Annotated in this window: 14 protein-coding genes and 1 riboswitch; of the genes, 2 read left to right on the top strand and 12 right to left on the bottom strand. The window is 73.0% G+C overall.

All coding sequences use genetic code 11. The features are described 5' to 3' along the window. Positions 1-154: 154 nt before the first annotated feature. Entirely contained in the window at positions 155-1204 is a 1050-nt protein-coding gene (locus ACGF3A_RS35880; RefSeq protein ID WP_393734679.1) for a glycoside hydrolase family 6 protein, read from the bottom strand. Positions 1205-1424: 220 nt separating this feature from the next. Further along, positions 1425-1563: riboswitch (cobalamin riboswitch) on the top strand. Between the two features lie 32 nt (positions 1564-1595). Between ACGF3A_RS35880 and ACGF3A_RS35885 the strand changes: the two genes are divergently transcribed. Together ACGF3A_RS35885 and ACGF3A_RS35890 are read left to right on the top strand one after the other, a co-directional pair. Beyond that, positions 1596-1817, top strand: a complete 222-nt coding sequence (locus tag ACGF3A_RS35885; RefSeq protein WP_393734680.1) for a hypothetical protein — start codon at positions 1596-1598, stop codon at positions 1815-1817. A 14-nt stretch (positions 1818-1831) separates the two neighbouring features. Continuing rightward, positions 1832-2605: a CbtA family protein gene (locus tag ACGF3A_RS35890; protein ID WP_393734681.1), complete on the top strand. Its 774-nt coding sequence runs from the start codon at positions 1832-1834 to the stop codon at positions 2603-2605. Between the two features lie 356 nt (positions 2606-2961). Here the strand turns inward: ACGF3A_RS35890 and ACGF3A_RS35895 are convergent, their stop codons facing one another. From ACGF3A_RS35895 to ACGF3A_RS35945, 11 genes are all read right to left on the bottom strand, one after another. Then, complete coding sequence (locus ACGF3A_RS35895) at positions 2962-3663, bottom strand: class F sortase (RefSeq protein ID WP_393734682.1); 702 nt, start codon at positions 3661-3663, stop codon at positions 2962-2964. Between the two features lie 3 nt (positions 3664-3666). Beyond that, positions 3667-4224, bottom strand: a complete 558-nt coding sequence (locus tag ACGF3A_RS35900) for a hypothetical protein (protein WP_393734683.1) — start codon at positions 4222-4224, stop codon at positions 3667-3669. A gap of 114 nt (positions 4225-4338) precedes the next feature. Further along, complete coding sequence (locus ACGF3A_RS35905) at positions 4339-5118, bottom strand: HAD-IIA family hydrolase (protein WP_393734684.1); 780 nt, start codon at positions 5116-5118, stop codon at positions 4339-4341. Between the two features lie 60 nt (positions 5119-5178). Further along, the gene (locus tag ACGF3A_RS35910) at positions 5179-6666 is read right to left on the bottom strand and encodes an alkaline phosphatase family protein (protein ID WP_393734685.1); all 1488 of its coding nucleotides are present in this window, start codon (positions 6664-6666) and stop codon (positions 5179-5181) included. A gap of 94 nt (positions 6667-6760) precedes the next feature. Continuing rightward, on the bottom strand, positions 6761-7828 hold the full coding sequence (locus ACGF3A_RS35915) for a 2-aminoethylphosphonate ABC transporter substrate-binding protein (protein ID WP_393734686.1): 1068 nt from the start codon (positions 7826-7828) through the stop codon (positions 6761-6763). Between the two features lie 73 nt (positions 7829-7901). After that, complete coding sequence (locus ACGF3A_RS35920) at positions 7902-8699, bottom strand: ABC transporter permease (protein WP_393734687.1); 798 nt, start codon at positions 8697-8699, stop codon at positions 7902-7904. Further along, positions 8680-9582, bottom strand: a complete 903-nt coding sequence (locus tag ACGF3A_RS35925; protein WP_393734945.1) for a 2-aminoethylphosphonate ABC transporter permease subunit — start codon at positions 9580-9582, stop codon at positions 8680-8682. Before ACGF3A_RS35925 ends, ACGF3A_RS35920 begins: the two co-directional genes overlap by 20 nt. Positions 9583-9655: 73 nt before the next feature. Beyond that, positions 9656-10714 (bottom strand): ABC transporter ATP-binding protein, encoded by a 1059-nt coding sequence (locus ACGF3A_RS35930; RefSeq protein ID WP_393734688.1) that lies wholly within the window; start codon positions 10712-10714, stop codon positions 9656-9658. Next, complete coding sequence (locus ACGF3A_RS35935; protein WP_393734689.1) at positions 10711-11436, bottom strand: phosphonatase-like hydrolase; 726 nt, start codon at positions 11434-11436, stop codon at positions 10711-10713. Before ACGF3A_RS35935 ends, ACGF3A_RS35930 begins: the two co-directional genes overlap by 4 nt. A gap of 2 nt (positions 11437-11438) precedes the next feature. Continuing rightward, a complete protein-coding gene (locus ACGF3A_RS35940; RefSeq protein ID WP_393734690.1) occupies positions 11439-12572 on the bottom strand; it encodes a TIGR03364 family FAD-dependent oxidoreductase in 1134 nt (377 codons plus the stop codon). A gap of 124 nt (positions 12573-12696) precedes the next feature. Then, the gene (locus tag ACGF3A_RS35945) at positions 12697-13479 is read right to left on the bottom strand and encodes a GntR family transcriptional regulator (protein WP_393734691.1); all 783 of its coding nucleotides are present in this window, start codon (positions 13477-13479) and stop codon (positions 12697-12699) included. Positions 13480-13681: the final 202 nt, after the last annotated feature.

The following is a 13681-nucleotide window of genomic DNA, read 5'->3' on the forward strand; positions in this document are numbered from 1 at the left end:
AAACGTCGCCGCCAACCCCCACCCCCCCCCCCCCCCCCGGGCCCACCCGACGGGAAACCCGAACACGGCCCGGCCCCCCGGGGGGGGGGGCCCCCCGGGGGGGGGGGGGCGGGGCGCCCCCCCCCCCCTCTCGTATGCCTGTATGTGCTGGCTGCTACTTCGCGTTGCGCGCGAGGTCCAGCGCGTACTTCGGCCACCAGGCGCCCGCCTTCGGGCCGCCCTTGCACTCGCCGTCCGACTCACCGGGACGCTTGATCCAGAGGTAGGCGTCGACGAGCTTCTCGCCCGTCTTCGTCGTGGGCTGCTCGCCGAGCGCGCGGCCCTTCGGGTTGCACCACGCCTCCTCGTCGGCGCCCGCGCCCTCGATCGGTCCGTTGCCGTTGCGGCTGGTGTCGATGACGAAGGGCTTGTTGCCGATCATCGGCGAGATCTTCTTGCCGTAGGCGACGTTCGACTTCGTCGTCTGGTAGTTCGACACGTTCAGCGCGAAGCCGTCGGCCTTGCCGATGCCCGCCTTGTTGAGCGGCTCGACGAGACCGCCCGGGTCGCGCACCCAGTCGGGGTTGCCCGCGTCCAGGTAGACCTTCGTCTTGGGCAGGTCCTTGAGCTTGCTGACCGCCTCGTTCAGCAGCTGGTAGCGCTCCTCGTGGAACTGCTGCGGGGTGCATCCCTCCGCCAGCAGATGGGGGATCGAGTCGGGCTCGACGATCACCGTCGCCGAGCGGTCGCCGATGCCCTTGACCACCTTGTCGAGCCACGCGCGGTACTCGCCCGCGTCCTTGGCGCCGCCCTTGCTGTACTGGCCGCAGTCGCGGTGCGGCAGGTTGTAGAGCACGAGGAGCGCGTCGCGGTCGGCCTTGGAGGCCGCCTTCGTGAGCTTCTCGGTCTCGCCCTGCGGGTCCTCGGTGCCGACCCACTCGGCGACGGGCTGACCGGCGATCTTCTTGATCAGCTTCGCGTCGTCGGACTTGTCGTCCTTCTCGTACGAGCTGAGCTGCTGGGCCGCCTTCCCCTCCGGGTTCACCCAGTACGGGGCGACGGACTTGGGGCGCTGCTCGGTAGCGCCCGCGTCCTTGCCGTCGCCGGAACCGTCGTCCGACGACGAGCATCCGGCGATCAGGAGCAGTGCCCCCACCGCCGTACCCCCCGCGACGAGCCGTGTGCGGGCAGGGCCTCGCCCGCGGCCGCCGTGATTGCGGTACATCCACTCCCCCTTGGTTGAACTTCCGGGACTCTCCCGGACCCCCATGGGACGAATCGTCGCTCCATCGTGTCACAGGGCTTCGGGAACGCGGAAAAGCTGTTGAGCACCTGTTACGGCCGCCGTGACACCCCTCACGTTCACGCGGCGCGCCCCGGCGCACGGCCCTCCTCGTGCACCCGCTGTGACCGGACTCTTATTGACAGTGCACATACAAGCCTGGGACTCTCCGGACACCACATGTTCACATCGAGGCGACGGTGCGCAGGAACCCGGTGCGACTCCGGGGCGGTCCCGCCACTGTGTCCGTACGCACGCACGCGTACGGGAGTCAGGAACTGACCCGTCGCTTCTCCGCCAACGGGGCGTGGAAACCCCAGGAGGAGGCCCGCGGATGTCCTCGCAGACACCTACCGCACAGACGGCTGCCGGTTCGTCGGCCGTCGCCGCGATCCGTACGCGCGACGCGCTGATCGCTCTCGCCGCCGCGCTCGTCGCACTCATCGCCCTCTACGCCGTCTTCATCGACAACGGCCAGCTCGTCGCCGCCACCGGCGACTACCTGCACGAGTTCTCGCACGACGGACGGCACCTCTTCGGCGCCCCCTGCCACTGAGGAGCGCCGCACACATGACCGTCTCAGCGGAGACAACTCCCTACCCCCTCCTGCCCCTGCTCGGCCGCGGTCTCGCCGCGGGCGGCCTGGCGGGACTCGCCTCCGGGCTCTTCTCCCTGCTGCTCGCCGAGCCGCTGATGGACCGCGCGATCCGGCTGGAGGAGAAGCGCGCCGCGGCCGAGGCCGCAGCCGCGGCCGGGGCCCACGCGCACGGCCACGCCGCGGAGGCCGAAGAGCTCTTCACCCGGGGCACGCAGCACTTCGGGCTGGTGGTGACGGCGGTGGTCGTCGGCCTCGCGGTCGGCGTCTTCTTCGCCCTCGCCTACGCGCTCGTCCACCGCGCGGGCCTCGACCGGCGCCCCTGGGAACGCTCCGTCACCCTCGCCGGTGCCGGCTTCCTCGCGCTCTCCCTTCTCCCGGCGCTGCGCTACCCGGCCAATCCGCCGGGCGTCGGCGACGGCGGTACGGTCAACGAGCGCCAGGCGCTGTGGGTCGCGGCGCTGGTGATCGGGGTGCTGGGTCTGTTGCTGGCCTGGCAGCTCTCCGTCCGGATGGGCCGGCATGGCCTTGGCGCGCCTGCGCGCCAGCTCGCCGCCGCGGGTGCCGTGGCCGGCACGCTCGCCGTGCTCTTCCTTCTCCCCGACAACCCGGACTCGGTCCCGGTGGGCGCCACCCTGCTCTGGGACTTCCGGATCCTCTCCCTCGCCTCCCACGCCCTGCTCTGGACGGCGCTCGGCGTGACCTTCGGCTTGCTCCCCCGGGCCCGCCCCTCGGGCCCACGGACCTGACCTCACGACGCATCGGGGCTTGCCCCATAAGGGGCACGGGGCTGTATCTGATTTTGCGGCTCCGCCGCGTGGGCGCGACACCTCGGGGCTTGCCCCTGTTCCCTCAGGGGCGCGGGACTGTATCCATTTGCGGCTCCGCCGCGTGGGCGCGACGGTCACGACACCTCGAGGCTTGCCCGATTAGGGGCGCGGGGAACTGCGCGACAAGCCACGACGCGGCCGCAGCCCGCGAGCCACAGCCCGGGGCACCCCGGGCGCGGCTCTTGCACGCGGGGCACCCGGCGAAGGGGGCTGCGCTTGCCAACCCTGCGCCTTGCGCAGACTTCCCAAGCACAGTGGAGCGGAGGGAGAAGCGGCTAAGTGCGGTTCGACACTCCTGTGAGGTACGCGGAGACTACGACGTTGGAAGAATAGACGCGGCGGACGCGGTCGAATTCGCCGCCGCAGGTGATGAGGCGGAGTTCGGCGCGTCCCTCCTTCTCCGTCCCGTACACACGGTCCGCGTCGAACTCGCCGCGCCCGACCACCCGCGTCCGCTCGACCGTGAAGCGGGCGACCGTGCCGTCCGCGCGGCGTACCCGTAGACCCGTGCCCGGCTTCACGGTGCTGAGCGCGTAGAAGACGGCGCGGCGCTCGTCCGTGTCCACGTGGCCGACGAGGAGCGCCGCGCCCTTCTCGCCGGGCGCGGGCCCGCCCGCGTACCAGCCGACGCGGTCGGCGCGCGCGTACGGCGGGGCCTCCACCGCGCCGTCGCGCTCCACCCCGCGCCGCATCACGCGGGCGTGCACGTCGATGCGGTCGATGTCGATCCGCGTGGGCCGGGACCGGTCCTCCAGCGGGTCATGGGCCGCGGGCAGCGGCGGCGCGCCGACGGCGAGCCGTCCGGCGCGGGAGACGTCGCCGAGGACCGGGCCCCCGCCGCCGTCGGTGAGGTCGCGGCCCCACATCCAGAGCCCGAGGAGCAGGACGACCCAGGCGGCGCCGGTGATCAGCCGTCCCCGCCCGGCGGGGCGCTCCTCAGCCCCTTCCCCCTCCTGACCGCCCTGCCCGGCGCTCATCGGTCACCTGTCGCCGTTCGAGCGCCGGGTGCGCAGCAGGTACGTGGCGAACGCGGCCAGCGCCCCGGCGACCAGGACGAAGCCCCCGCCCACGCCGTCCCGCTGGTCGGCCGTGCCGCCGCCGCCCGCGCGTACGGGCGCCGAGGGCGAGGGCGAGGGTGACGGGGACTCGGCACCCGCGACCGTGAACTCGCCGCGGGCGACCCCCTGCTTGCCGTCGCAGTCGACGGTGACCGTGTGCGTGCCGGGCTCGGCAGAGGTACGGATCCGGGGTTCGCCGTGGAGCCCGCCGTCGGCCGAGGGTTCGAGGTCGACGTCCTCCTCGAAGGCGTCGGAGTAGGCGATGCCGGTGTCGCCCTCGCAGGCGTCGACGCGGACGTCGGCCTTGCCGCCGGTCGTGACGGTCTCGGGGGTGACCGTGACACCGCCCGCGCCCCGGTCGTCGTCGGTCAGCGGGGGCGCGGCGCCCAGGGCCATGGCCGCCAGCAGCGCCAGCGGAACGGCCTGGTGTCGGACCTGGTGTCGGACCCGACGTCGGGCCGGGGTGCGGCAGGGAGCCATGGGAACCTCCGGATCCTGGTAGATCCGACGTTCCACAAGGCGGCGCCCCACCGCATCCGGAGAGGGTCCGGACGCGGTGGGGCGCTACTCCGTACGGGGTGGGAGCCCCCTGTTTCAGACGCGGTCCACCAGGTCGGCGATCGAGTCGACGACGCTGGACGGCCGGTACGGGTACCGCTCGACCTCGTCCGGCTTCGTCAGTCCGGTCAGCACGAGGAAGGTCTCCAGGCCCGCCTCCATCCCGGCGCGGACGTCGGTGTCCATCCGGTCGCCGATCATGGCGCTGGTCTCGGAGTGCGCCCCGATCGCGTTGAGCCCGGCGCGCATCATCAGCGGGTTGGGCTTGCCGACGAAGTACGGCTCCTGGCCCGTCGCCTTGGTGATCAGCGCGGCGACGGAGCCGGTGGCGGGCAGGGCGCCCTCGGTGGAGGGGCCGGTCTCGTCGGGGTTGGTGGCGATGAACCGGGCGCCGTCGTTGATCAGCCGGATCGCCTTGGTCAGCGCCTCGAACGAGTACGTCCGGGTCTCGCCCAGCACCACGTAGTCCGGCTCGACGTCCGAGAGGACGTACCCCATGTCGTGCAGCGCGGTCGTCAGGCCCGACTCCCCTATGACGTAGGCGGTGCCGCCGGGGCGCTGGTCGTCCAGGAACTGGGCGGTGGCCAGCGCCGAGGTCCAGATGTTCTCCGCCGGGACGTCGAGGCCGATCCGGGAGAGCCGGGCGTGCAGGTCACGGGGCGTGTGCATCGAGTTGTTGGTGAGCACGAGGAACGGGCGCCCCGACTCCTTCAGCCGCTTTATGAAGGAGTCGGCGCCGGGCACCGGGATGCCCTCGTGCATCAGCACACCGTCCATGTCGGTGAGCCAGGACTCGATCGGCTTGCGCTCTGCCACGTGACGGCTCCCTGCCGGTGTGTTCGGATTCGGGCCTTCAGCGTAACCGGGAGTGGACGATCAGCCGATCCGTACGTCGTCGACCGCCCAGAACCAGGTGTTGTCCCCGGCGCAGCGGAAGTGGACGCGGGCCTTCGAGGCGCCGGAGGGCACCTCCAGCGCCAGCTCCTCGCGGACGGCGAGCGCGTCGGCGTCGTACGTCTTGACGGCCTTCGGCTCTCCCCCGTCGTAGGAGACCAGGACCTCGGCGGTCTGGCCGGGGTCGTGGCGGAGGTGGGAGACGAAGCGGAGGGTGGCGCCGCCGGCGGGCAGCTCCCAGGCGGGGCTGACGAGGGTCGAGTCGAAGGTGCCCTTCCTGTCGTCCTTGTCGGCCCACTCGTCGGGGTCGGCGACCGCGAAGACGCCCCGCGCGCGGACGTTCAGCTCGCGCTGCTGCTCGCGCTCGGCCGCCGTCCAGAAGGCGTCGGTGGTGAAGGCCCAGCCGCGCCACTCGGTGACGCCGCCCGTGCCCATGCGCGCGTTCTCCACGGACCAGCCCTGGGGCGGGGTGTGGGTGAAGCCGAGGACGGAGCCGTCGATGCCGGTCTCGTCCACGGCCTTCTCCAGCTCGCCGCGCACGCTGTCAAAGGCGTCGGAGACGTCGTCGCCGAGCGGGCGGCCGTCGAGCTTCCACTCCGCCTCGGCGTCGATGCCGAGGTGCGCGAGCGCGGTCGCGGCGACGTCCACGAGGCGGACGTCCTCGCGCCGGGTGCCCGCCGGGATCCCGGCGCCGCGCGCGATCACGAACGTACGCCGTTCGTTCGGGTCCGCGCCGCCGTGGCCGCCCGCGTCGGTGTGGCCGTGGTCGGCGGTGACGAGCACGAGCCAGTCCTCGTCGCCGTAGGAGCCGCGGCCCTCCATGGCGGCGAGGATCTCGCCCGCCTGCACGTCGACGCCCGCGAGCGCGTCCAGGTACGCCTGGCTGGCGCCGCCGCTCTCGTGCCCGGCGTGGTCGACGTTGTCGAGCTGGACGAAGACGGCGTCCGGGTCGCCGTCGCGGAGCTTGGCGACGGCGCGCTTCGTGGTGCCCGCGTCGTACTCCGCCTCGGGCGTCGCGGTCTTCTCGTCCACCTCGCCGGAGACGATGGTGTCGGGTATCGGGCCCCAGGACGCGACGGCGTACGTGCTCAGCTCCGCGTCCGCCCGTTCGGCCCGGGTGAGGAAGTCGGGGTAGGAGCCGAAGTCGGCGCCCGCGAAGGAGTTGTCCTTCACCCCGTGCTTGTCGGGCCAGACCCCGGTGAGGATCGTGGCCCAGCCGGGGCCCGACTCGGTGCGGGCCATGGGCGCGGTGTAGAGGGTGCTGGGCGCGGCCAGGCCCTCGGCGATCAGCTTCTGCAGGTGCGGCGCCTTCGCCTCCTCGACCTTGTGGAGCATGGTGCCGTCGAGGCCGAGGACCAGGACCTTGGGCTTCTTGGCCGCACCTCGCGCGGTGGTCGCCAGTCCGCCGACGGCCAGCGGGACCGCGGCGGCGCCGACGAGGACGGAGCGGCGGGAGATTCCTCTGCTCACCTGTTCAACTCCTGGGATGTGTGGGGGTGTTGACACGTACGGTGGACCAGACCCGTTACCGTAGCGCGACCTTGCGGGTTCGGCTCCCGGCCGGTCAGCTCCCGGTCGCCTTCTTCCAGTCGTCGATGTACGAGTCGAAGTTCTTCTCGACGTCGGCCCAGTCGGGGCGGAAGATCTCGACGTCCTTCATCAGCCCGGCCAGGGCCGTCGCGTTCGGGTCGGTGGCCTTGATGTCGGAGCGGACGGTGAAGCCGCCGCCCACCGACGAGACCTCGCGCTGGGGCTCCTCGCCGAGCAGGAAGTCCAGCAGCTTCTTGCCGTTCTCCGTCTGCGGCCCGCCCTTGACGAGACCGGCCGCGTAGGGCAGCGCGAACGTGGAGGGCTTGGCGCCCTTCTCCTTCGCGGGGAACCAGATGCCGAGGTTCGGCATGGAGTGGGACTGGGCGTGGTTCATCTGGACGTCGCCGTTGGCCACGAGCAGCTCGCCCTTGTCGACCTTGGGCGCGAGCTTGCTGGTGGAGGAGGACGGGCCGACGTTGTTCTTCTGGAGCTTGCCCAGGTACTCCATCGCGGCCTTGCGGTCCCCGAAGTCGTGGACGGCCTTCAGGAGCAGCGCCGTCCCGTCCCCGGCGACGCCGGGCGTGGAGTACTGGAGCTTGCCCTTGAACTTCCCGTCGAGGAGGTCGTCCCAGGTGGCCGGGGCCTTCTCCAGCTCCTTGGTGTTGCGGATGAAGCCGAAGTAGTTGTTGACCAGCGGCGTCCAGCTGCCGTTCGCCGCGCGCTCCTTGGCGGGGACCTTGTCGGCGCCCTCGGGCTCGTACTTCTCCAGCAGCCCCTTGCTGTCGGCCTGCTGGATGAACGGGGGCAGGGTGACGAGGACGTCGGCCTGGGTGTTGCTCTTCTCGCGGACGGCGCGCTGCACCATCTCGCCGGAGCCGCCCTCGACGTACTTCACCTTGATGCCGGTCTTCTTCTCGAACGCCTTGAACTGCTTGTCGTACCAGCCGTCGCCGTTCTCGCCCTTGAGGCCGTCGGCGCTGTAGACGGTGACGACCTTGTCGCCGGAGGAGGCGGATCCCGTGCCGCCGCAGCCGGAGAGCGCGAGGGAGAGGGCGAGCGCGGCGGCTCCGCCTGCGGCGGCGCGCGAGGGACGTATGGGCATGAGGAGGGAACCTCTCGGAAGTCTCGGTTCGGAAGTCTCGGGGGAGATCTCGGGGGAGATCTCGGGGGAGATCTCAGCGGTAGGACGCCTTGGTACGGACACGGGAGACGGCGAGCAGCACCAGCAGCGTGGTCGCCATCAGCACCACCGCGAGTGCGGACCCGGTGAAGAGCGAGCCCCGGTCGGTGGCGGCGAAGATCTGGACGGGCAGCGGCATCCAGTCCGGCGGGTAGAGCATCATCGTGGCGCTCAGTTCGCCCATGGACAGCGCGAAGCAGAGCCCGGCGGCGGCGTTGAGCGAGGGCAGCAGCAGCGGCAGCTTCACCCGCCACAGCACGTACGCGGGGCGGGCGCCCAGCGAGGCCGCGGCCTGCTCGTACGCGGGATCGAGGCGGGTCAGCGCGGCGGAGACCGACTGGAAGGCGAACGCGGTGACGAGGACCGTGTGCGCCAGGATCACGATCCAGCGCGTCCCGTTGAGGGTCACGGGCGGCTTGCTGTACGCCACGAGCACCGCGAGCCCGACGACGACGGAGGGCACGGCGACCGGCAGCATGAACAGCGCGTCCAGCACGCGCCGGGCGCGCCTGCCGACCACCGAGGCCGACAGCGCGGCCCAGGTGCCGAGGACGAGCGCGACGAGGCTCGCGCCGATCGCGGTCTGGAGGCTGACGCCGAGCGCGGCGAGCGACTCGCCCCGGGTGGCGGCCTCGTAGTGCCCGGCGGTGGGACCGGAGGGGAAGGCCCCGCTCCAGTTCGTGGAGAACGAGGCGACCACCACGATCAGCAGCGGCAGCGCGAACAGCGGGACGAAGAGCAGCGCGAAGACGGCCCAGGCCCCCCAGCGTCCCTTACGGCTGTGCACCAGCACGGCGCCCGCTCCTTCCGAGGACGGCCCGGTAGAGCGCGTACAGCCCCACCGAGATGACGACGTTGACGGTGGCGACGACGCAGGCGGCGGCGTAGTCGGACTCCAGGATCGCCTTGCTGTAGACGAGCATCGGCAGGGTGACCACGTCCTTCGCGCCGGTGAACAGCACGATCGCGAACTCGTTCAGGCACAGGACGAGGACGAGGCTGCCGCCCGCCAGCAGCGCGGGGAACGCCTCCGGGAGGATGATCCGCCGCACGATCCGCGCGGGCCGCGCGCCCAGCGAGGAGGCGGCCTCCAGCTGCGCGGTGTCGAGCTGCGCGAACGCGGCGAGCAGCGGGCGCATCACGAACGGCGTGAAGTAGGTGACCTCCGCGAGCAGCACGCCCCACGGCGTCGTCAGGAAGTCGAACGGCCCGTCGGCGGCGCCCGTCGCGTCCGTCCAGACGCCGTTGGCCATGCCCTTGGTGCCGTAGAGGAAGAGCAGCGCGAGGGTGATGAGGAAGGAGGGGAAGGAGAGGAAGACGTCGATGAACTTCGACACGGCCCGGCTGCCGGGGAACGGCACGAAGGCGACGACCAGCGCCAGCACGAACCCCAGCACCAGACACCCGGCGGTCGCCCCGACGGCGATCACCACGGTCGTGACCAGCGCCTCCCGGAACGCGTCGGACGCGAACACCTCGCCGTAGGCGCCGGATCCGGTGGACTCCTTCACGACGAGCGCCAGCGGATAGAGGAAGATCACCGCCAGCACGGCCACGGGCGGCAGGGCCCAGAGCGAGGCGCTCACGCGCCGTGGGGACCGGCCCTCGGGACGGACGGCACCGTCCCGCCGCCCGCTCGCGCCGGAGGACCTCCCGGACGCGGCCTCGCCGCCCACTTCGCCCACGCCGGACCCACCCGTGCGGAGGGCCGCCGAGGCACGCGGGCCGGGAACGGCCCGGCGTACGCGTTCAGCCACGGAGCACCACCCCGTCCTCCGCCGCGAAGCGGAACGCGACGCGCTCGCCGAGGCGCGGGGGTGCGCGCAGCTCGCCGACCTCGGCCGCCACCTCGTGCCCCTCGACCTCGGCGGTGACCCGGTGCGTGGCACCGCGCCACTGGAGGCCGGTGACGACGCCGCGCAGCACATTGCCCCCGCCCTCGCCGGACTCCCCCAGTGCGACGCGGTGCGGGCGTACGCAGAGCGTCGCGCTCTCGCCCTCGGTCACGGCGTCCCCGACGCGGAGTTCGGCGCCGCCGAAGCGGACCGTCCCCTCCTTCGGGCCGCCCACCACGGGCAGCAGATTGGCGTTGCCGACGAACGAGGCCGTGAAGGTGCCGCCGGGCCGCTGGTAGAGCCGGGTGGGCGTGCCGACGTCCTGGAGGCGGGCCTTGTCCATGACCGCGATGCGGTCGGCGAGGGTGAGCGCCTCGACCTGGTCGTGGGTGACGTAGAGGATCGAGACGTCGGGCAGCTCCCGGTGCAGCCGGGCGAGTTCGGCGAGCATGCCGGACCTGAGCTGCGCGTCGAGCGCGGAGAGCGGCTCGTCCAGGAGCAGCACCCCGGGGCGTATCGCCAGCGCCCGCGCGATGGCGACGCGCTGCTGCTGGCCGCCGGACAGCTCGCGCGGATGGCGGCGGGCGTACGCGCTCATGCCCGTCATCTCCAGCGCCTCGGCGACCCGCCCGGCGATCTCGCCGCGCGGCGCCTTCTGGGCCTTCAGGCCGAACGCGACGTTGTCCTCGACGCGCATGTGCGGGAAGAGCGCGTACTGCTGGACGACCATCCCCACGCCCCGCCGGTACGGGGGCAGGTCGGTCACGTCGCGGTCGCCGATCCACACGCGCCCGCGCGCGGGGCGCACGAACCCGGCGACGGCGCGCAGCGCGGTCGTCTTGCCGGACCCGGACGGGCCGAGCAGGGCCATGACCTCGCCCGGCTCGACCGTCAGGTCGAAGGTGTCGAGGACGGTGTTGCGCCCGTAGGCGACGGACACCTCGTCGAAGCGGATCCCGGCGCTCCCGGTCATGCCCTCTCCATGTCGTCGAGCAGGGCGGGGAGTTCGGCGACGGAGCCGAGGACGTGGCTCGCCCCGGCCCCGCGCAGCTCGTCCTCGCCGTGCGCGCCGGTCAGCACCCCGGCCACGGTCCCGGCGCCCGCGCGGACCCCGGAGCGCATGTCGTACGCGGTGTCGCCCGCGACGGCGATCTCGCGCACGTCGTCGGCGGCGCCGGTGCGCAGCAGCGCCGCGAGCACCATGTCGGGGTACGGGCGCCCGCGCCCGGCGGGGCCGGTGTCGGCGGGGCAGAGGGTGAGCGTCACGAGGTCGCGCCAGCCGAGCGCGTCGAGGATGGCGTCCTGCGTGACGCGCGCGAAGCCCGTGGTCAGCACCACCGTCCGCCCGGCGTCCCGCATCCGCTCGATCGCCTCGCGCGCCCCGTCCAGCGGCGCGCAGTGGCCCTCGCCGACCAGCTGCTCGTAGGCCCGTTCGAACTCGGCGTTCGCGCGCCGGGCCCGGTCCTCGTCGCCGTCGAACAGGTGCCGGAAGACGGAGATCTTCGATTCGCCCATGGTGGCGCGGACGTAGGCGAGCATCTTCTCGCTCTCGGGCGTCCCGGACTCGACGCCGAGGCGGGCGGCAGCGGCGGTGAAGGCGCGCTCGACGAGCCCGTCGTCGGCGACGGTCGTCCCGGCCATGTCGAGCACGACGAGCCTGGCGGTGTGCGGGGTGTGCGGCGTGGTGGGGCTCATGGTCACCATCCCAGTTCGTTCGCGGTCTGTTCGGCGATGGCGGGCGAGCACGTCATCCCGCGCCCGCCGGGCCCGGTCACCAGCCAGGCGCCCGCGGCGACCTCCTGGCGGTGGACGACGCGCCCCGGCTCGGCGCACTGGGCGTAGACACCGGCCCAGCGCTGCCGTACGGGCGGCAGCGGGCGGCCGAGCAGCTTCTCGACGACGGCCGCGAGATGCCCGTACGGCGCCTCCTCGACGTCGAAGCGGAACGGGGTCTCGTACTCGTGGGTGTCGCCGATCGTCAGCGAGCCGTCGCGCCGCTGCACCATCAGGAGCTGCATCTTGTGCTGGTCGGCGACGGGCCGCTGGGCCTGCGCCGCGGCCATCGCGTCCAGCGCGGGCCCGCCGTACGCGGGGTAGTAGCGGAAGCTGTCGCCGTCGGCGACCGAGGTCGTCAGCTCCTCGCCCAGCGGCTCGGTCTGCATCATCTGCAGCCGCACGCGCCGTACGGGGAGTCCGGGGACGAGCTCGCGCACCATGCCGCCGAGCCACGCGCCGGTGCAGAGCACGACGGCGTCGCCCTCGTGCATCTCGCCCCGGTCGTCGCGCACACCGGGCCGCCCGTCGAGCAGCGCACGGACCTCGCGCCCGCCGAGGAAGGTGTAGCGGCCGGGGGCCGCGGCGCGCAGCGCGTCCTGGAGCGCGCGCTGCGCGGTGCGCGGCTCGACGGCCGCGTCGCGCTCGCACCACAGCCCGCCGAGCACGGCCTCGCCGCGCAGCGCGGGGTTGACGGCGCGGACCTCCTCGGGGCCGAGCAGCTTGTAGCCGCGCGCGGCGGCGTCGGGGCGCGCGGCGGAGGCGCGCGCCACCGCCAGCTCCGCCTCGGTGGTGACGACGGTCAGCGAGCCGTTGGGGCGGAAGCCCAGCTCCGGCACGCGCGCGCCGATCCCCTCCCACAGCTCGCGGGCGCGCAGCGCCGTCTCCAGCTCGGGCCCGTCGGCGCGGCCGCCGACCCAGACCAGGCCGAAGTTCCGCACGGAGGCGCCGCGCGCCTGCTCCTCGCGCTCGATGTGGAGGACCTCGTGACCGCGTTCCACGGCCTGCCAGGCGTGCATGGTCCCCAGCACCCCGGCTCCGACAACTATGACTCGCATGCCGTGAACCCTCGCGGCGCCGCGTGACACGGGAGCGACGGGCGGGTGAACTGGGCCGGAAGTTTGGCCCAGACCCGTTATCATTCCGTGATTTCAGTGGAGACTCCCGTCGTACGGTGGCGAGTTATCCCTCCAGCCGGACGCTGAAGCTGAACCGGTCACCCCGATAGAGCAGGCGGACCCGCTCCAGCGGGTTCCCCTCCTCGTCCCGCGAGGCCCGGTGGATGAGCAGCATCGGCAGCCCCGGCGGCGTCCCGATCAGCAGGGCCTCGCGCGGGGTGGCGAGTACGGTCTCCAGCCGCTCGTCCGCGTCCCCGAGCCGTACGCCGATCTCCTCGCGCAGATAGGCGTAGAACGAGGAGTCGGGCTCGAAGTCCCGGTCCAGCCGGGGCACCCGCGCGGCGGCGATGTACGTGCTCTCCAGCCCCACCCGCTCGTCGTCCGCGAACAGCACCCGTTCCAGGTGCCACACGCTCTCCCCCGCCCCGATCGCCAGCTCCCGCGCCAGCGCCGGGGGGCAGGGGTGCCGTTCGAGGCCGATGAGCGTACGCCCGGGCGTACGGCCCTGCTTCCGCACGCCCTCCGTGTAGCTCGCCAGGGCCAGCGGCTGCTCCATCTTCGGCCCCGCGACCACCGTGCCCCGGCCCGAACGGCGCAGCCGCCCCTCCAGCAGCAGCTCCCGCAGCGCCTGGCGGACGGTCTCGCGCGACACCTCGTACCGCAGGGCGAGTTCGCGCTCGGTGGGCAGCACACCGCCCTCGCCCAGCTCGTCGAGGAGCGGGGCGATCCGGGACTTCAGCCAGTAGTACTTCGGGACCCGCCCGTGCTCGGGTATCCCCGCCCGTACGGGCGCGCTGCCGTCTTCGGGGATCTCGTACGGGACGGAGCGTTCGCGAGAGGTAGCCACCTCGGCATCCTCGCAGGCCGCGGGGGCGCGGGGCGCCCAGCCGTGTCCGGCGCCCTCGTCTCGGGGCTGGGCAGGGGCTGCCCCGTGCTGCGCGTTGCAGGCTGCGGCCATCATCGTGGCTTGTCGCGGCGGTGCCCCCCCCCCCCCGGGGGGGGCGGGGGCCGGGCGGGGGGCCGGGCCACCACCACCACCCCCCCCCCCC

The sequence above is a fragment of the Streptomyces sp. NPDC048172 genome (assembly GCF_043202595.1).
Classification (GTDB): domain Bacteria; phylum Actinomycetota; class Actinomycetes; order Streptomycetales; family Streptomycetaceae; genus Streptomyces.